At 38.3% G+C, this 18641-nt stretch carries 16 protein-coding genes and 1 tRNA gene; 9 read left to right on the forward strand and 8 right to left on the reverse strand.

Translation table 11 applies throughout. The features are described from left to right. Positions 1-97: 97 nt before the first annotated feature. Genes D1839_RS00825 through D1839_RS20660 form a run of 3 tightly spaced genes read left to right on the forward strand, consistent with a single transcriptional unit; the run spans position 98 to position 1919 of the window. On the forward strand, positions 98-1279 hold the full coding sequence (locus tag D1839_RS00825) for a cysteine desulfurase family protein (RefSeq protein WP_120377990.1): 1182 nt from the start codon (positions 98-100) through the stop codon (positions 1277-1279). Continuing rightward, on the forward strand, positions 1234-1785 hold the full coding sequence (locus tag D1839_RS00830; RefSeq protein ID WP_120377991.1) for a transcription repressor NadR: 552 nt from the start codon (positions 1234-1236) through the stop codon (positions 1783-1785). The genes D1839_RS00825 and D1839_RS00830 overlap by 46 nt, the downstream gene beginning before the upstream one ends. An 8-nt stretch (positions 1786-1793) precedes the next feature. Continuing rightward, a complete protein-coding gene (locus D1839_RS20660) occupies positions 1794-1919 on the forward strand; it encodes a hypothetical protein (RefSeq protein WP_286164674.1) in 126 nt (41 codons plus the stop codon). Positions 1920-2206: 287 nt separating this feature from the next. On the opposite strand, the gene D1839_RS00835 is transcribed toward D1839_RS20660, so the two are convergent. Then, the gene (locus D1839_RS00835) at positions 2207-3019 is read right to left on the reverse strand and encodes a glycerophosphodiester phosphodiesterase (protein WP_120377992.1); all 813 of its coding nucleotides are present in this window, start codon (positions 3017-3019) and stop codon (positions 2207-2209) included. A 652-nt stretch (positions 3020-3671) separates the two neighbouring features. After that, a tRNA-Ala gene (locus D1839_RS00840) sits at positions 3672-3744 on the reverse strand. Positions 3745-4078: 334 nt separating this feature from the next. Between D1839_RS00840 and D1839_RS00845 the strand changes: the two genes are divergently transcribed. Next, complete coding sequence (locus tag D1839_RS00845; RefSeq protein WP_120377993.1) at positions 4079-5572, forward strand: peptide MFS transporter; 1494 nt, start codon at positions 4079-4081, stop codon at positions 5570-5572. 298 nt (positions 5573-5870) lie between these two features. On the opposite strand, the gene D1839_RS00850 is transcribed toward D1839_RS00845, so the two are convergent. Beyond that, positions 5871-6425 (reverse strand): delta-aminolevulinic acid dehydratase, encoded by a 555-nt coding sequence (locus tag D1839_RS00850; RefSeq protein ID WP_120377994.1) that lies wholly within the window; start codon positions 6423-6425, stop codon positions 5871-5873. Positions 6426-7046: 621 nt separating this feature from the next. Here D1839_RS00850 and D1839_RS00855 point away from each other — a divergent pair. Further along, positions 7047-7310: a YhdT family protein gene (locus D1839_RS00855; protein ID WP_120377995.1), complete on the forward strand. Its 264-nt coding sequence runs from the start codon at positions 7047-7049 to the stop codon at positions 7308-7310. Further along, on the forward strand, positions 7307-8746 hold the full coding sequence (gene panF / locus D1839_RS00860; RefSeq protein WP_120377996.1) for a sodium/pantothenate symporter: 1440 nt from the start codon (positions 7307-7309) through the stop codon (positions 8744-8746). Before D1839_RS00855 ends, panF begins: the two co-directional genes overlap by 4 nt. A 724-nt stretch (positions 8747-9470) precedes the next feature. Here panF and D1839_RS00865 read toward each other — a convergent pair. Beyond that, complete coding sequence (locus tag D1839_RS00865) at positions 9471-11456, reverse strand: acetoacetate--CoA ligase (RefSeq protein ID WP_120377997.1); 1986 nt, start codon at positions 11454-11456, stop codon at positions 9471-9473. Between the two features lie 259 nt (positions 11457-11715). Then, positions 11716-12240, reverse strand: a complete 525-nt coding sequence (locus tag D1839_RS00870; protein ID WP_120377998.1) for a type 1 glutamine amidotransferase domain-containing protein — start codon at positions 12238-12240, stop codon at positions 11716-11718. 382 nt (positions 12241-12622) lie between these two features. Between D1839_RS00870 and D1839_RS00875 the strand changes: the two genes are divergently transcribed. After that, positions 12623-14110, forward strand: coding sequence for a BCCT family transporter (locus D1839_RS00875; RefSeq protein WP_120377999.1), 1488 nt, complete (start codon positions 12623-12625; stop codon positions 14108-14110). Positions 14111-14607: 497 nt separating this feature from the next. Here the strand turns inward: D1839_RS00875 and D1839_RS00880 are convergent, their stop codons facing one another. Then, the gene (locus D1839_RS00880; protein WP_120378000.1) at positions 14608-15060 is read right to left on the reverse strand and encodes a YueI family protein; all 453 of its coding nucleotides are present in this window, start codon (positions 15058-15060) and stop codon (positions 14608-14610) included. Positions 15061-15618: 558 nt separating this feature from the next. Continuing rightward, the gene (locus D1839_RS00885) at positions 15619-15789 is read right to left on the reverse strand and encodes a YfhD family protein (RefSeq protein WP_120378001.1); all 171 of its coding nucleotides are present in this window, start codon (positions 15787-15789) and stop codon (positions 15619-15621) included. 408 nt (positions 15790-16197) lie between these two features. On the opposite strand from D1839_RS00885, the gene D1839_RS00890 reads away from it, so the two are divergent. Together D1839_RS00890 and D1839_RS00895 are read left to right on the forward strand one after the other, a co-directional pair. Next, entirely contained in the window at positions 16198-16452 is a 255-nt protein-coding gene (locus D1839_RS00890; RefSeq protein WP_120378002.1) for a hypothetical protein, read from the forward strand. 3 nt (positions 16453-16455) lie between these two features. Then, positions 16456-17808, forward strand: a complete 1353-nt coding sequence (locus tag D1839_RS00895) for a tripartite tricarboxylate transporter permease (RefSeq protein WP_120378003.1) — start codon at positions 16456-16458, stop codon at positions 17806-17808. Positions 17809-18229: 421 nt separating this feature from the next. On the opposite strand, the gene D1839_RS00900 is transcribed toward D1839_RS00895, so the two are convergent. Continuing rightward, positions 18230-18514: a DUF4183 domain-containing protein gene (locus tag D1839_RS00900; RefSeq protein WP_120378004.1), complete on the reverse strand. Its 285-nt coding sequence runs from the start codon at positions 18512-18514 to the stop codon at positions 18230-18232. Positions 18515-18641 lie beyond the last annotated feature (127 nt).

Here is an 18641-nt window from a genome sequence, read left to right on the forward strand (position 1 = left end):
GAATAACTACAGCTTTCACTAAAGGATTGCGTCAAGTAAAGTTCTAAGAGTAGGTAAGAAATATCTATCAGGATGATGGAAAGGAGATGAGAATAAAGTGATATATTTTGATTATGCCGCTACAACGCCAATAGATGAAGAAGTATTAGTCATCTATCAGCAGGTGGCTGCACATTATTGGGGAAACACAAGTAGCCTACACCATATAGGAGGAGAAGCAAAACAAGTACTGGAAAATAGTCGTAAAAGTTTAGCGACATTATTACATGTTCCACCAAGAGGGATTTATTTTACCTCAAGCGGCACAGAATCCAACCAGCTTGCAATTGTATCACTTGCCCTCAGTCAGTCGTATAAAGGCAAGCATATTATAACTTCACAAGCCGAACATTCTTCCGTTTTTTCAGCCTTATCGTATTTAGAAAATAAGGGGTTTGAAGTAACGAAAATCCCGTATACGAAAGATGGACAAGTAGATCTGCTTCAGTTAGAAAAAGCAATTCGTTCTGATACAATTATGACAACGATTGGATATGTTAACTCAGAAATCGGCTCTATTCAACCACTTGAGAAAATTCGCCAGCTATTGCATGCAGAAATAATTTTTCATACTGATGCTGTCCAAGCCTTTGGTAAAGTTGATCTATCAAATTTGCATAAGGTCGTCGACAGCTTTTCCATCTCATCACATAAACTATATGGTCCGAAAGGCGTAGGAGCGGTTTATATTCAACCAAGATTCGCCATTAAAGGTATATTTCCTTTACAAACTCATGAACACGGGATTCGGGGCGGAACAGTTAACACTCCTGGTATTGCAGCTTTTGCTGCCGCGGCATTAAAGTACGTTGGAGAAGAATGGGATAGCGCAATTAAATTAAGGCGGCTGTTCTTAGCAGCGTTAAAAAGAGAGCTAAAGTCGCAGCAACAGGTAATTGAATCATCTGTATCACAGTTACCTCATATTGTTGGACTTACACTTCCTAATTATGAAGGACAGTTAATTATGTTAGAATGTAATCGAAAAGGCTTTTGCATATCAACTGGAACTGCCTGTGGACGAGCATCATCGACAGCAGGAAAAACAATGGTAGCGATGGGATATTCAGAGGAGAGACAAAAGGAGTTTATCCGAATTTCTTTCGGCAAAGATACGAGCGAAAATGATATTGTTCAATTAGTACAAGTATTGAAGGAAATTGTTGTAGGAAATAAGGAAATAGGTGATAAAGATTGCGAGAAAAGAAAAAATTGTTCGGTGAAGAGCGAAGGAATTTAATTTTAAGTCTATTAAAAAATGCCAACACCCCAATTACTGGTGGAGAACTGGCAAAAAGGACCAATGTTAGCCGTCAGGTAATTGTTAATGATGTGACTTTGCTAAAAGCGAGGAAGGAACCGATTATTGCTACGAGTCAAGGATATATGTATTTGTCTCCCAAAGCCGATAGAAGCGTAGAAAAGACGATTGCCTGTCAGCATACACCTGATCAAGCAGAAGCGGAATTAATAATCCTTGTCGACCATGGAATAACGGTAAAGGATGTAACGATAGAGCATCTTGTTTATGGTGATTTGACAGCTTCGATTATGGTATCGAACCGAAAAGAAGTAGAGCAATTTATCCACAAAATCACATCCACTGGTGCAGCATATTTGTCCGAACTTACAGGTGGCGTCCATTTGCATACATTGCTTGCCGATAAAGAAGAACAATTAAACGAAGCAGAAATGGCTTTAAAGCAAGCGGGATTCTTAATGGAGACAAACGAAATGAGGGAATGATTCCATAGTTGGGTTATATTATCCCATCTCCACCAGCAATTTTTGGAGCAAAACAACGTTTAGAACGTGCCAAGCACGGATTTATTGTTTTACCTCGTTTCTTTGCAATTAACCAAGACTATTTGATGGTTTAAGAATGGTAGGAAGAACCTCTGAATCGTTGAGAAAATTTTCGCTTAAAGTTGGATGGTCGAGGTAAAAAAGTGCTTTGCATGGAAGAGGGGCTGGATATATTCTTCTGAAATAAACAGCTAATATACATCCAGCGGGAGCGTTTCTAACAAAAATAGTGAAAAGAACTAGATGGAGGGTGAGAATTGCTTAGCACTGGCAAATCTCGCCAATTCATTTTTGATTGACGAGATTTTTCTTTGAATCCAATTAGGCAGGGACCTTTGGCATATTCATATTCTGAAAGGTATTAAGGTATAATTACGTCTGTTTCAATCAGCCTCGGATGAATAGTTTTCGCTTTTTCATATGCTATAGCAGAGTTAACGGAGTATACATGGAGTTTCAGACCTGCTTTTTTAATTTTTTTGGCAGTTTTTTTATCTATATTGTTAATAGATGTTGTGTAAATGGCGTTATTATATTGCTTTAATTTTTCAATATCAGCATCTGCATTCTTCAATGCATTTCCAAGGAACGTAACAGTTGCTTCTGGGTACCATTCGTTAAATTGATTTCGAATAGCTTCTTTACTTAATACAAAGAATGAATGATTTAACACTTTTGCTTCCTTAGCTTCTTCCACAATACGGTCTACGAATTCTTTATCATCCCAGTCACCTTTTGAACCATCAAAGTTAATACCAATTTTGTATTTATGAGCTTCCTCTAATACTTCCTCAAGTGTTGGGACTTTATAATCGGTTACATTTCCCTCCTTATCTTCAATATCAAAACTTTGGATTTCTTCTAATGTTAGATCTTTTACCTCTCCAGAGCCTGTCGTAGTACGATCAATCGTTTTATCATGCATCAATATATATTGGTCGTCCTTGGTTTTTTGGACATCAATTTCAACAAAGCCATATCCTAATAGGCCAGCCTGAGTTATCGCTTCTAATGTATTCTCAGGCGCCGCCACTTGTGCACCACGATGAGCACTTAATTCTGTTTTATTGCTTTGTAACCAGTTGTCACTCGGTGCTGCATTTGCAGCACCTCCAAATAAAGATGTTGCTAATATAAATGGTACAGTTAACAACAAGGCTTTTTTCCTTTTCATTGTCCTTCACTTCCTCTTCTTTAGTATTGGGTACGCTTTAACAATACATAAACAGTGTAAAGAGCATATTAATTTATTATTATTTTTAAGATAATTTTGTTGTTTCTTACGCTAAAAAACAATGTGTGTAAATGGTTAACTATATGCTTCAATCTGCTATTGACCTGTACGTAACTTCTTCTCAAATATTAAAATGAATGATAGCGTCTTCCACAAGCGAGCTCAAGAATGGAGTAATAATGGATGCTTGAGCACCTTTATTAAAAGGTACAATGATGTTACGCAACCTTTAATGTGGTATACCAAAAGCAATAAAGGAACGTAATTTCTTGAGGACTATAAAAAATGTTAAATAAAATTTGATGTTATGTCATGAGTGATCAAAATCAGCGGTGTTATTGAGGGTAGGAAACTAATTATATTAACGCAAATAACGCATTATCCACGAATAAGGAACCCCATATTTTAAATAGGTATTTGCTAAACACTGGTCTCATCATATACAAAAACATGGGAAAGACATGGAAGAAGAGTACAATGCTTGAATAGGAAGATGCGCGAAAAGAAAGATTCATGCTTTGGGCATATTTTTATTTAAGCATACAAAAGGGAGTGCAGTGGCTAATGTCACTGCACTCCCCTTATTGTGTGATGGAGTCAAGGGGGATCGAACCCCTGACCTCTACGCTGCCAGCGTAGCGCTCTCCCAGCTGAGCTATGACCCCGTATAGACACAAATCTTATTATAATTAACTATGTACATTATTTCAAGTATTATGTAAAAATAAACAAGAGAAACCTCATTAAATGACATTTTTTTGAACTTTAACTATTCAAAAAGACTATTTTAGAACAAATAGTTACGTTTCTATTAAAAATATTAAACATGGCTAAATCATGCGTGCATCAAGGGGAACCCGATTGTCATTTATCTAAAGGTAATTAGTTTTCATTGTGAAAATATCACAATTTTTCGAAGTTTGACGTTTGAAATACAGAGGAGTACCATAAATACAACAAAAAATATAATTATCAGTTTATTCTGAAGGAGTTTGAATTATGTCAACACATAGTAAAGAAGAAATTGTACAGAGCGTTCCCCAGACAGGTTTTTTTGGACACCCGAGAGGTCTCTTTACACTTTTCTTCACAGAATTTTGGGAACGTTTCTCCTACTATGGAATGCGTGCGCTTTTACTTTATTATATGTATACCGAAGTTGCTAGTGGTGGCTTGGGTATCGACAATGATACGGCCAAATCCATTATGGCAATTTATGGATCGCTCGTGTATATGTCAGGAATTATCGGCGGGTGGATTGCCGATCGGTTATTAGGAACGCAACAGACCGTATTTTACGGTGGTGTACTGATTATGGCTGGTCATATAGTGTTAGCACTACCTGCAGGTGTAACAGGATTGTTTTTATCCATGTTTTTAATAGTCATGGGTACTGGTTTGTTAAAACCAAATGTATCCAGTGTAGTTGGAGATCTTTACCGTTTATCAGATGTAAGAAGAGATTCTGCATTTAGTATATTTTACATGGGAATTAATATGGGGGCACTTATTGCACCATTAATCGTTGGTACGTTAGGACAAGAATATAATTATCATTTAGGATTTGGTGTAGCGGCAGTAGGTATGTTATTAGGTTTGATCGTTTTTATAATTACCAAAAAAAAATATCTTGGTTTAGCAGGAACGTATGTACCGAATCCACTTGCCCAAGAAGAAAAGAAAAAAGTACTTGGTACAATAACTACAGGTATTATTATCATTATTTTATTAGGTGCCATCACTATGCAAACAGGATTGTTAACCATTAATCGGTTTACTTATTTTGTTAGTATATTAGGTATTATAATACCTACGCTTTATTTTATCGTTATGTATCGTAGTCCAAAAACAAATGCAGACGAAAAATCAAGATTGCTTGCCTATATTCCTTTGTTCATCGCTGCCATTATGTTTTGGGCGATACAGGAGCAGGGTTCTATTATTTTAGCCGAGTATGCGGACAAACGAACACAATTAGAATTTCTTGGTATAGATCTAAAATCATCTTGGTTTCAGTCGCTAAATCCATTATTTATCGTTGCCTTGGCTCCAGTATTTGCCGGGCTATGGATAAAATTAGGTGAACGGCAACCATCAACATCGAAAAAGTTTTCTCTCGGCTTGTTCTTTGCTGGCTTATCCTTTTTAGTTATGATTATCCCGGCTTCGATCAATGGAACGGATAGCTTAGTAAGTCCTGTATGGCTTGTCCTTAGCTTTTTACTCGTCGTTATTGGAGAACTATGCTTGTCTCCTGTAGGTTTATCCGCAACAACAAAGCTTGCTCCAGTAGCATTTTCTGCGCAAACAATGAGTCTCTGGTTTTTATCCAATGCTTCAGCACAGGCAATTAATGCGCAAATTGTGAAGCTTTATAAACCAGCAACGGAAATCATATATTTTGGCGTAATTGGAACAATTGCTATTTTTCTAGGTTTAGCATTATTCCTGTTATCTCCAATAATTCAACGTTTTATGAAGGGTATTCGCTGATTTCTGTTATGTTAGCCATGGAATATGTAGGATATACTACCTATTATGTCCACATGAACTTGGGGATGAGGTTTCCTACTAATGTCTATGGACCTTATCAATAATAAATCAGAAACAGCTTTCTGAACGGAAAGTTGTCCTGTCATTCACATTTTATTGATATGCTCCCAATATGGTATGCAGAGAAATAATAAAAATTCTCTACAACTGTATTGGGGGCATATCACATGAATAAAGGTGCTATTTTCATTTACTCTTCCGTTTACGTCAGGCAAACAAATCTCCAATTTTTAATTTCTTAAGCTGAATAAATTTTAAACATCGAGGTTTCTTGATCGATAGACTTTGCGATTTCAAATGCTTCTTGCTGGTTTTTTTTATTATTTATTATCTCATACATAAATCTGATGATGAACATTAAGTTAGCGTTACCATCTATATCATCATCAGGACCTAGATAAGAGTGACATCCACTTTTAAGGAAGGCTTTTGCCAATGATTCACTTCCTAACGTACAACCTGCTGCAATAATTTTTATACCTTCCAGTTTTGCAAATTGCAGTACGTCTGTAGCACAAAAAAACTCCCCTTTTGGCTCATTAGGTTCATAGATTTCCTCAGCTAATTCGTTGATATAAAATCTGCCTTCATCACCATGGAAATTTAATATTAAATAGTCCATTTTATCTTCGCGATCTTCACCAGATAGTATATTTACAAGATCATTTGGTCTTCCTATCCAATGCATAGTAACTCTCACCCCAAAGGATTCAAGTGTGGATCGTAATGCATAGGATTCCATAGCGCAATCAGGTCCGACAGCTAAACTTACATATAATTCAGGTTTACTCATTTCTATACCTCATTTCTATACCTACGTTATAAATTTTCATTTATTATATATCTTTATAGTTTAGAAGTCAGCTTTTAAGTGCCTTTGACTTTAAAAAAATAATTGCTTGCTACTTGATAGATCTATTAACACAATCTTGCAGGCTTGTGGTTAAATAAGAAACATCTTCATTAAACAATGGGTACCTACATTTAAAGCCAAAATTTTCATGAAGACATTGTTCTAAACTTCCATAAGGGTAACCTTTTATGCTCTCTATAGGAGTAGTATGTTTTCCACTTGTCGTGATAAGTTATTCACTATGTAACGGTTCGCAACACAATATCAGTTTGTTAATCTAAGTACAACGCATCATAGGTCTTTCCCTTTAGGAATTGGATAATTGAACTGTAATAAAGTCTAAGCAAGAGATAGCGGAACTTCACACCTTGAAATTATACCGGCTGTGGTATTAATAAACCACGTGAATATATGGAAACTATAACTGATGGGAGGATCATTTTTGGTGAATTAAGATTTTCCAAAAGTCGTTTTTCTACCCCATTCTTTACATTCATGAAATAATTGCGATATATTGTTGGTAATTAAAAAATGGTAGATTCGTAAAGGAGTGAAGTATCGATGAAAAAGCAAGATGTAAAAATTGCCAATCGGGAAGCGTGGATAGGCCTAGGTTTAGTTGTGTTTAATTTTGTATGGTGGTTTGCTTTCGCTTACGGATTAGGAAATAAACAGCCTGATGATTATACATATATTTTGGGGTTGCCGGCATGGTTTTTTTATAGTTGTGTGCTTGGATTTATCGTTATGGCAATTCTTGTTACGATCGTTGTGAAAAAGTTTTTCGTAGCTATTTCATTTGATGAGGAGAAGGACGCAGAATGAATTGGGAATCACTCGTACCATTAATTGTAATTTTAATCGTTATTTTTGGAGTGGGGGTTTGGGCAGGAGGATATTTAAAGGCATCGACAAATTTTGCTCAGGATTATTTTTTAGGCGGAAGAAGCCTTGGTGGATTTGTGCTTGCGATGACAATGACAGCCACGTACGGAAGTGCAAGCAGTTTTATAGGTGGTCCTGGAACAGCATATAATGAAGGACTCGGCTGGGTGCTACTTGCTATGTCACAAGTCGCTACAGGCTACTTCGTGTTAATGATTTTAGGGAAAAAATTTGCTGTTATAACGAGAAAGTATAAAGCACTGACAATGGTCGATTTTCTAAAAGAACGTTACCAGTCCAAATGGGTGGTTATTTTTTCAGCAGTTAGTATTATTGTTTTTTTATTTTCCGCGATGGCTGCTCAATGGATTGGTGGAGCGAGATTAATTGAATCATTGATGGGAATTAATTATACAAGTGCATTGTTCATTTTTGCTGTAGCTGTGTTAATCTATGTTACAGTTGGCGGTTTTCGAGCTGTTGCTCTTACAGATGCGATTCAAGGTAGTATCATGTTTGGTGGTACACTTATTCTGCTTATTGCGGTCATTATAGCAGGCGGAGGGGTACCAGCAATTATAGCTGATTTAAGTGCTGAAAACCCGAATTTGATTACCCCTTATGGTTCAGAAGGGCAATTAACACCTGCTTACGTTTCCTCTTTTTGGATCCTTGTTGGAGTCGGGGTTGTTGCTTTACCGCAAATAGCGGTACGAGCGATGTCTTATAAAAATTCTCAATCAATGCACCGTGCCATTATCATTGGAACAATTGTCGTTGGATTCATTATGCTGAATATGCATTTAATCGGTGTATTTGCAAGACCAATTTTACCTGGTATTGAAGTCGGGGATAAGGTGATGCCTTTAATCGCCTTAGAGGTAATGCCAAATTGGTTGGCGGGAATGGTGCTGGCAGCGCCTATGGCGGCCATTATGTCGACAGTAGATTCGTTATTATTGTTAGTTAGTTCAACAATAGTTAAGGATGTTTACTTAAATTACGTAAAACCAGACGCTTCACAACAGATAATTAAACGAATTAGCATTGGTATTACTGCATTGCTTGGTGTGATTATATTTTTGATGGCTTTAAACCCGCCTGATTTGATCATTTGGTTAAATCTGTTTGCCTTTGGTGGATTAGAGGCGGCATTTATCTGGCCAATCGTATTGGGATTATATTGGGAAAAAGGGAATAAATACGGTGCACTTGCTTCCATGATTGCTGGAGTCGGGCTATATATTTTATCAGATACCTTTTTTCCACAGCCGTTTGGTATCCATTCTGTCGTCATGCCTGTTGTCATTTCATTTTTCGTTTATGTTGTAGTAAGCCTACTTACACAAAAGCAGGTAGCAAAATTAAACGTATAAAAGTGAATCTTCAATCAGTGGAGGGTTTATTTATCTCCCACTGATTGAATTAGAGCTTTCTTGAAAAAGGTGGTTGACACTTACCGGATCAACGAATAGGGGATTTAGGTATCGTTAACCCTGCAATGCATCTAATCTGGTTCCCGAAGTGGGGTCGTACTGCACACCTGAGTTTTGGAATAGTTATGTTGGTGAAAGCTTAGGCAGATTTCATACTGCGTGTCTTTACAATGTCTAATTGCAAAAGTTTTCCCTATATAGGAATGATGGATATTGCATATAACCCGCTCTGGAAACATAATTCGTGCACTTTAGGGCGGCTGCAAATTTTCTAGTGCTAATGTACTGCAGGGATTCACTGATGTTTTCCCTCCCGCAGGAGTCGACAAGTATTTCTTGAGCATTACTCGCCTTTGGAGTTAATAGCATCATTTGTTCCAAAGATCAGAAAGTATAAACTTATGTGCTAGGGGATAACGAAATAACGGAATAGCCACGTCAGGCGCATGAGCTCAGCAACGATGCGACTTCACAAAAACGCCTTGGATAAGGCTTCATCGATTTTCCGCTAAGAGGAAGGCCGACTAAAAACGGCTTGCCACTCAGACGTCGGCATCCCCCAGTTTTAGTGGCATGATTCCTTATAGTTGCTTCGTTCCAGTCGCCACGTTGCTAAATGGGCGCCCTGCATCTTTGTGCCAAATTCTTCTGCGTGGAATTAGGTTCAGGTTTTTATTTTTTCGGCAAATTGGTAAAAGGCATCTAATGCTGTAGCGTTGTGTAATGAGCCTTTGTTAACAATTTGCTCCATCGGTTTCCCTTGTAATATTTTCTTCACTGGAATTTCCAGTTTCTTACCGTTTAACGTTCTTGGCAAATCTGGAACTTCGTAAATGCCAGTAGGAACGTGGCGAGGAGAGCAGTGTGCTCGAATATGCTGGTTAATCTGTTGTTTTAAATCGTCTGTTAACTGCCAACCGTCCTTCATCACAACAAACAATGGAACAAAGGAATCACTATCTGGTTGCGGAATATCGACAATTAAGCTGTCCGCAATTTCGGGGATGCGGTCCACAGCTCGATAAATTTCGCTTGTGCCAATGCGCACACCACCTCGGTTAATCGTTGCATCTGACCGTCCGTAAATGACGCATGTTTTTCGTTTGGTTATTTTTAAGTAATCCCCATGCCTCCATATACCCGGGAAAACATCAAAATAGCTTTCCTTTAAACGGGTGTCGTCCGGGTCATTCCAAAAATAGATCGGCATAGATGGGAACGGTTCAGTTAATACAAGTTCACCAACCTCTTCTATTACCGGCTCCCCATTGTCACTAAAAGATTCGATTTTAGCTCCTAAGCCGCGACATTGCAATTCTCCAGCATAAACTGGCAAAGTTGGGACTCCTAAAATAAATGCAGTACATACATCTGTTCCTCCACTGGCAGAAGCGATCCATAAATCCTTTTTTACATTTTCATAACACCATAAAAAACCTTCTGGTGGAAGCGGAGATCCAGTTGAGCTGATATTTTTCAACTGCCTCAAGTCATAATTCGCATACGGCTTTATATTGTCCTTCATGCAGGAAGTAATGTAACTCGCACTTGTTCCGAATACGGTCATTTTCGTTTCTTCTGCTAACTGCCACAATCTATCTTTAGAAGGATAAGCAGGATTTCCGTCATACAATATGATGGTACTTCCTGTTAGTAGGCCTCCAATAAGGAAATTCCACATCATCCATCCCGTTGTTGTAAACCAGAAGAAACGATCATCTTCTCCGAGATCGACATGAAACGTCAGTGCTTTTAAATGTTCCAACAAGATACCGCCTTGACTCTGAACAATAGGTTTTGGTTTTCCTGTTGTTCCAGAGGAGAAGAGTACCCATAGAGGATCGTTAAAAGCGACATACGTAAAGCTTAGTGGGCGAACGGGAGCTTCTTTCATTGCCGCTTCCCAATGAATAACATGCTGTAAAGAATTGAAAGTTGCTTGTTTTTCTAAATACGAAATCGTAATGGTTGCTTCTAATGTTGGTAAACTGGATTGAATCTCGGCAGCTACATCAGTTCGGTCAAAAGCTTTTCCGCCGTATAAATAGCCATCAATGGTAAAAAATAATTTTGGTTCGATTTGCTGAAAGCGGTCAATGACACTTTGTGTACCGAAATCAGGAGAAGCACTGGACCAGATTGCCCCAACACTTGCAGTAGCTAGAAACGCAACGACTGCCTCATAAATATTCGGCAAATAAGCAACAATGCGGTCTCCCTTCTGAATGCCTAGACGTTTTAATACTTGTTGCATAGCCGCTGTATCTTGATAGAGCTGCCTCCATGATACTGCCTTTATTTTTCTGTTTTCCGATGTGTGAATGATCGCGGATTGGTCGGAAGTCGCACGGTTTCGAAAGATATGTTCCGTATAGTTTACCGTTGCTTCTGGAAACCATTTTGCCCCTGGCATTTGGTGGGAGGACAAAATAGTTTGATAGCCTTCTTCTGTCTGAAGATCAAAATAATCCCAAATACTAGCCCAAAATGCCTCTATTTCATGAACCGACCAATCCCATAAAGCATGATAATCTTGGAAATGCATGTTTTTATGTTCACTTAGCCACTTGATATAACTGTTAATTTTAGCGGTTGTTTTTCTTTCTTCACTTGGCTCCCAAAGCAATGTCCCTTCCTTTACTTGCTTCATTTTGCCCCTCCTTATTATCAGATGATTCCTTCTTTTCATTATATGGAAACGATTTCTTTATGTAAAGGATAGCTACTGTAAATGAATAAGTCTCCGCCAAATCGTATTTCATTTGTTGGAGACTTATTTTGGGCTTTGTACGGTGGAGCTTCTACTTCCTCAGAAAAATGCATGAATTTTATCATGATTCTTTTTACGTTCTGCTAAGTTATTATTTTGTAGCACACAAGTTGCGGCAGGCTAGTAGGATAACTAGATGTTATTCGTTTGCTAATACATCACAAAAGGCTTTCATATAAGCTGGCAGATCAGGCGGTCTGCGGCTTGAAATAAGATGTCCATCAACTACGACTGGGGCGTCTATCCAAGTTGCCCCAGCATTTGTCATATCATCTTTTATTCCTGGTGTACTGGTAACTTTTTTACCTGTTAAAATTTTAGCGGAGATTAATACCCAACCCGCATGGCAAATTTGTCCGATCGGTTTTCTATGTTCATTCATTTTCTGAACGAGTTGAATGACTTCGGCATAACGACGAAGCTTATCCGGAGCCCAACCACCTGGAACTAAAATAGCATCGTATTCAGTAGCATTCACTTCAGAAAACGCGTAATCAGATGTTGCTGGTACGCCATACTTGCCTTGATACGTTTTCTTAGCTTTATCCCCTACCAAATGAACTGTAGCACCATCTTCTTGCAGACGAAGGACAGGGTACCAAAGTTCCAAGTCTTCAAATTCATTCTCTATAAGTGCAATCACCTTTTTATCCTTTAATGGCATTGTATCCCTCCATGTTTTCGTATAATACGATTGTATCAAATTGTTTCTTTCATAGGGAAGATAGAAGCACCACGAATAAATTCAAAACGAGGAAAATTGCTACAGTCATCACTAGGATCTTTCCAGATTGCCAGTTTACATGCTTGTTCTGCTCTTTTCAGTAGCAGATAAAGGGAAGTCCTACTAAGAGTTGGATAGTAATAACTAGTTTATTAACTGCGGGGTACCTTTTGTTGGAGCTGAGTTTAATAGAAATTATCCCCTAACTAAAATCTTTATAATTATACGACCACGGATAATTGTTGTTTCAATCGACGTTAAATGGGGTATAAACTAAGCTAGTGAAAGTTATAAGCTCGTAAATAGTTGAAGAGGTGAGTGAATGAAAGGCGTCACGAGTGTGTTTTGGTATTCTTTAGTAGTATGCATTGGAGTAGTAGCTTGGGGGTCAATAGCTCCGGTTGGTCTTGAAAACTTCACCGCAAATGCAACGGTCTCCATCTCTGATTATTTTGGCTGGTACTATTTATTGGCTGTTATGGTCATATTAGTTTTTTGCATTTATCTCATTTTTTCTCGGTATGGGAATATTAAGCTTGGGAATGACAAAGATGGCCCTGAATTTAGCTTACTATCTTGGTTCGCCATGTTGTTTAGTGCTGGAATGGGGATTGGTCTTGTGTTTTGGACAACTGCAGAGCCTATCTCCCATGCGTTTAAAAGTACTCCTAGTGCAGCACCGGGGTCAGATGAAGCGATTAGAGAAAGTTTAAAGTACACATTTTTCCATTGGGGAATTCATGCGTGGGCTGTATATGGCATTGTTGCTCTAGTATTAGCTTACTTTAAGTTTCACAGGGATCAACCAGGTCTTATCAGTGCAACCTTAATACCGATTTTTGGAGAAAAAAGCATGCATGGCTGGTTTGGTAAATTGATTGATGTGTTATCTGTTTTTGCTACAGTAATTGGTGTTGCTGCAACATTAGGGTTTGGTTCGGCACAAATTAACGGAGGGATGGCATTTTTATTTGATATTCCGGACACTTTTTGGATGCAATTAATCATTATAGGAGTAGCAACCGTATTGTTTATTGCTTCCTCATGGTCAGGAATTGGAAGAGGAATAAAGTACTTAAGTAATGCAAATATGGGAATAGCGGTTATATTATTATTAATGTTATTTTTTGCTGGTCCCACGCTTGACATTTTGAATATGTTTACACATACATTAGGAAGTTATGTGTCTGACTTTTTTGATATGAGTTTGCGCTTGGCACCTCATGATGAAAACAAACGAGAATGGATTGATAACTGGACGATTTTTTACTGGGCTTGGTGGATTTCATGGGCTCCATTTGTCGGCATTTTTATTGCCCGAATTTCTAAAGGAAGAACAGTAAAAGAATTTATGATAGGTGTATTAGCAGTACCGTCCATTATTTGTTTCATATTTTTTGCAGTTTTTGGGGTTTCGGCATTAAACTTAGAACAAAATGGAATTGCAAAGATTTCCGAGTTCTCCCTTGAAACGTCTACTTTTGGGGTGTTAGCAGAATACCCACTAGGTTTTGTAATGTCGATCATTACGCTTTTTGTGGTGGCGATATTCTTTATTACTTCTGCTGATTCGGCCACCTTTGTGTTAGGGATGTTAAGCACCAATGGGACGTTGAATCCGCATCATTCGGTGAAAGTTATGTGGGGTGTGATGCAGGCAGCTTTGGCAACGATTATTGTTTATTTTGGCGGTACACAAGGATTGCAAAATATGCTTATTATTGCAGCATTACCTTTTTCTATTGTTATATTATTAATGGCTGCTTCCTTTTACAAAGCAGTTCGTACGGAACGTAGAGCGGGAAAATAACATAGTGTCAGGACGTGGGTGAAACTTAACTACACCAACGGTACAAAAAAACGACGACCATTTGGACACACTGTAGTGTAGAGAAAACGATGAAGGTTTCTGCGCGAACAGCACGAGCTGAAGATAGCGCAGGCTTTTGTCTTTCGAGAAAGCTAAGGATGCTTGCGGAAAGTGAAGTATTTTGAGATAAAAAAATTGAGCTTGAGTGATACAAATAGTCGGGACAACCCATTTATTCCTTATGTAAGGTGCTAAGACTCCTACTTCAAAATCTTAATTAGTTACAAAAGGTCTAATTGGGAGAAAACGGCACCTAAATGCCTGATTCGTTTAAGGACCTGTAGGACATACCCTGCTGGTACTAACATGCAGTAGGAGATAGAAGAAAACTCCTACTGCATGAAGTTTCACTTTATCATTGTTTGGCTTTTGTTTTATCGTATTTGCTTATGTCCAAATCTCTTTCTAAACGCTGAAATGCACACGAATGTGGATCATTAATCAAACCAATTTTTTATTCTAGAGAAGAAAGATGCATCCGCTGTTTCTGTTTCTTGTTTATCATCAGACTGTTCTGGTTCTTCTTTAATAAATATTTCTTCTTTATCAATTGCATGGTCATACGTTAAAACTGCTCCAATGTCCGTATCTCCTGCTTCCTCATTGGTAATAGTGGAATGTGGGATATTGTATTTATCCGCAATTTTTTTCTCTTCTTTTAAGAAGCGGTAGGAAACATGCCCGTTAATAATTAATCTAGCCTCAGGATGCTCTTTCATCGCTTCTTCAAGTTGCTCTAATCCCTTATTGGACATCACTTGACCCTTGGTAAGTGCTAGGACAATTCGTTCACGTAGTGTACCTAAAAATTGTTTTCGTTCATGATCTTTAGGAAGTTTTGTTCCATACATTCCTTCTGTGAGATAATCGTCGACATTTTTCTTGCTCATGATTTGTATTCCTCACTTTATGTTATGATAATTCTATTGTACAAAGGCATGGCTTTATAAGCAATTAAAGTGGGTATGTAGGCGCATTCATTCGTCGATTGGTAGGCGTAAATGTCTATGTGTACATGTTCGCCTTTTCAAAATATAGTTTAAATGAAATTATCTGAATGTTTTTTATCAGTCCTATAAAGCAAATAAAGTGAACCCCTTTGTCAACGAGGGTGCTCCCAGGGGGGAAAAAGCTACAATTTAGGAAATTGAATTTTTGCGTTTCACTAAATTGGCTTCCTACGCTCTTGAAAAAGAATACTTTTTTAAGAAGCGATGCATTGCTTTTAAAAGCTTCCCTTGTCCTGTCGTAACACCTTGCTGCGTTCAATTTCCTATTCACTTAGAGGGTGATAAGTGTACCGTGATTGCCCCACTTAGATTCTTTGATGGCTCACACGACATTGAAGTGGGGATGTTAAGGCACCCTTAACTTACTGAAAACTGCTAGGAGTCGAAGTTTGATAACACATTTAACGAAATTTACCTGTTTTAATACTTGTTCCATAATCACTTTTGTTTGGCTCGTTTGTCAGCTTGTCTGGCACGTTCTTGAGCTTCTAAATCAGCATGATCTGCAGCCTCTTGTGCAAATTCCACATCGATCCCATCTAACTTTTGATGTGCTGGTGTCTGTCCCATAAAGCTGTTTTTAGATTTTCGATGTTCATTTCGTCCCATTGTTTCACCTCCACTTCAAATTAGGGTGGCTGTTGTTTTTCTGCGCCCCCATTATGCTACTTAAAGCATTGCCACATGCAACTGAACTTGTAATCACTTCTGAACTAAGTGGCATTAGTTATGTTTCCCTAAAAAGGTTATAACTATTTAAAAAGTATTTGGAAACATGATTTATTCCTCATATAAAATGCTGTAAAGTTATTTTGTACATTAGGACAATATTGAAATTCATAGTTATAAAGGGAGACTTGTGTTTGGTTTGTTTTGTTCTAACGGCTTTGGTATGGACGAACACCAAACTACCTCATTTGAACTTCGATTATCCCTTTTATATGCAACTTTAAGTATTGGGCTGTACATTGTATAATTAAAGTCCAGATATCATGTTTAATCAAAAGGGGAAACGATATGGAACAAAGATATGATCACAAAGAGAAAGAGGAAAACATTGAGGTTTGGGAAGACTTGGTACATATTAAAGATCTCGTTCTAGCGATTATTATTTCAACTATTACAACGCTAGGTGCTTATTTGATAGCGCCTAATGACCCACCAAAACCGCTCATTTTTGGGTTGATTGGTGCTGTAGTTGCATTTGTTATTTGTAGTTTGCTGATTAACCCTAAACGAAGTTTTCGTTATGTTGATGAGGAGGGAGAATAGGAGATGGATCCTGTATTAATTTTACAATTGATAGCTGCTTCCGTTATTGGTGCTATTTTGTATACGATTATTGGTATCGCCCCCGGAACAGATGAAACTGCTGTCTTAGCGCCGGTTACGCTAGTACTGGTACTATCGGCTTTTGAACCTATAGTTGTTTTAGCTTTTTTTATATCAGCAATTGTTGCTAAAAAACTTACCGACTCTATCCCTGTTGCGATCGCAGGAATACCCGGGGGGGTCATGTCTGCTCCAATGGTTGAGCATGCGATGATCCTTAAAAAACATGGTATGCCGGAAATCAGTATTCGGAAGATGGCTTCTGGTTCAGTCATTGGTACGATTATTGCTGTACCGATGAGTTTATTAATGGCTAATTTAATTGCTCCTTTATCAGATGAAATTACGCAATATGCCAGCCAAATTTTCTTTGGTGGTGCTATTTTTTTAGCACTTATGACAAAGAACCGCTGGATTGCGTTGCTTTCCATTGTGCCATTTGCGTTTCTTATTCAAGGCTTGCGCATGTTTTATTGGGAGACAGGAATTGTTCCTGAAGATCAAACGGTGTTTACGTCGTTCTTTTTAGGAATTACAATTGGACCAGTGATTTTAAAGTTGGCAGAATTGCTTAATGGCAGAATCAGGCGTAGCCTTCCCCGCTATGGTAAAAAGGATATTGTGATGCGACGGACTGCAAAAACAAAGGGGTTCCCGAATCCATTTAAGATCCTTAATCGAAAAGAAATTGGCACTACTTCCCTCTCATCAGTGTTAGGGGTACTAACCTTTTTTATGAGTCCAGTCGGAATGACGATTTTTCTTGGGGAAACATTAACAAGTCGAATCAAAGATCCAGTAAAGAAGGCCGCTCGGGCGATTTCCAGTATGGATGGATTGACGAATGCAGCTTACTTATCAGGGACGCTTATACCGCTTATTGCTATCGGTTTACCTCTATCACCTACAGCCATTGGTCCAGCGGGGCCACTATTTAACGCTCCGCCAGTATTTACAGAAGAAAACAATATTCATCATCTGCTTTCCATGTCTGACTTCATTGTCGCGACGCTAATTGGTTCGGTTATTGCCATTAGCATAACGTTCTACATTACGATTAAGTATGCACAGCAAATATGTGCGTTTGTTTTTCGGTTTATACCGCATGAAGCTATGCTTGGGGTGTTCTTTGGTCTTGTCGTCATGCTTGCATATATGGATGCTGGTATTGTTAATATTGTCGGAGTAATCGTTGTGGCAATCGTTGCTGGTTTCTTGCACCGTAAAGGAGTGAATTATGGCGTACAGTTTATGACCTTGTATGCAGCGCCTTGGCTTGTGTCGTTATTTTTATAAGCGGTGCTACGAACAAAGGAGAGATTTATTACAATATATAAGGTGCTGTAAGAAAAGGGGAAGCTGATCTCATCTATGAAGCAGCTGCTGAGGCTGAGTTGTTGATTCTAGGGCAGATGAATCACGTATTAAAAGACGCTCCAGAGATAGCGAGCAGAATTTTGCTATGTAGATGAATCCATATTTACTTCTATCCACGGGATTGCTGGAGGGAATCATTGATCTCATAGCCCAAAATGGATTTGTTGAATAGCTGTACAGCTTTTTTTATTCTATCTATAAATTTGTTGGATATTTGCTTTGTAGTTGGTTCTCCTTATATCTCGTAGAATGGAAATGGAGGTCTCGCTGCCTATATAGGGCGATAAATTTCATACATTGAGACTGCCCCATATGGAACAGTCTCGTTAACAACAAGAAGTTAGTTTACTACGCACTCAATAATTACTGGAACGCCAGGATTAAGTGTATCTCCATCTGGAATGGTTACTTCAGTCGTAGTAAGCGCTGAAGTATCAGCTGTTTGAAGTACGCCATTAAGGTACAGGTTGTAGTATGCAGGTGCAGTTGGAAATGCTGTAGCAGCTGCTCCAGTATCATCAGTAAAAGCTGTTGCGAGAATAGTAAATGTTGCACCAGTACCTGTCCCATCTCCGATTGTTGCAGTAAACCTTTCAGCATCCATAAATTGTTTAACAATTGCCATTTATATTCCTCCTATTATTATATTAGGGAGTATCTTTTTTAACGTTGATTAACGAAGCAAATAAAGACTATCGAAGTGACTCCCTGATACATACAGTATTCTTTTGCATTTTTTTTGAAGCGACGTT

Source organism: Roseburia sp. 1XD42-34 (assembly GCF_009917385.1).
GTDB lineage: Bacteria > Bacillota > Bacilli > Bacillales > Amphibacillaceae > Virgibacillus.

Bases quoted from the DNA above. Each gene is read 5' to 3' on its own strand.
- D1839_RS00850 (WP_120377994.1), bottom strand. From the start codon at position 6,425: ATGAGTAAACCTGAATTATATGTAAGTTTAGCTGTCGGACCTGATTGC.
- D1839_RS00890 (WP_120378002.1), top strand. From the start codon at position 16,198: ATGGAACAAAGATATGATCACAAAGAGAAAGAGGAAAACATTGAGGTT.
- D1839_RS00865 (WP_120377997.1), bottom strand. From the start codon at position 11,456: ATGAAGCAAGTAAAGGAAGGGACATTGCTTTGGGAGCCAAGTGAAGAA.
- D1839_RS00875 (WP_120377999.1), top strand. From the start codon at position 12,623: ATGAAAGGCGTCACGAGTGTGTTTTGGTATTCTTTAGTAGTATGCATT.
- D1839_RS00835 (WP_120377992.1), bottom strand. From the start codon at position 3,019: ATGAAAAGGAAAAAAGCCTTGTTGTTAACTGTACCATTTATATTAGCA.
- D1839_RS00885 (WP_120378001.1), bottom strand. From the start codon at position 15,789: ATGGGACGAAATGAACATCGAAAATCTAAAAACAGCTTTATGGGACAG.
- D1839_RS00855 (WP_120377995.1), top strand. From the start codon at position 7,047: ATGAAAAAGCAAGATGTAAAAATTGCCAATCGGGAAGCGTGGATAGGC.
- D1839_RS00845 (WP_120377993.1), top strand. From the start codon at position 4,079: ATGTCAACACATAGTAAAGAAGAAATTGTACAGAGCGTTCCCCAGACA.
- D1839_RS00880 (WP_120378000.1), bottom strand. From the start codon at position 15,060: ATGAGCAAGAAAAATGTCGACGATTATCTCACAGAAGGAATGTATGGA.
- panF (WP_120377996.1), top strand. From the start codon at position 7,307: ATGAATTGGGAATCACTCGTACCATTAATTGTAATTTTAATCGTTATT.
- D1839_RS00900 (WP_120378004.1), bottom strand. From the start codon at position 18,514: ATGGCAATTGTTAAACAATTTATGGATGCTGAAAGGTTTACTGCAACA.
- D1839_RS00895 (WP_120378003.1), top strand. From the start codon at position 16,456: ATGGATCCTGTATTAATTTTACAATTGATAGCTGCTTCCGTTATTGGT.
- D1839_RS00870 (WP_120377998.1), bottom strand. From the start codon at position 12,240: ATGCCATTAAAGGATAAAAAGGTGATTGCACTTATAGAGAATGAATTT.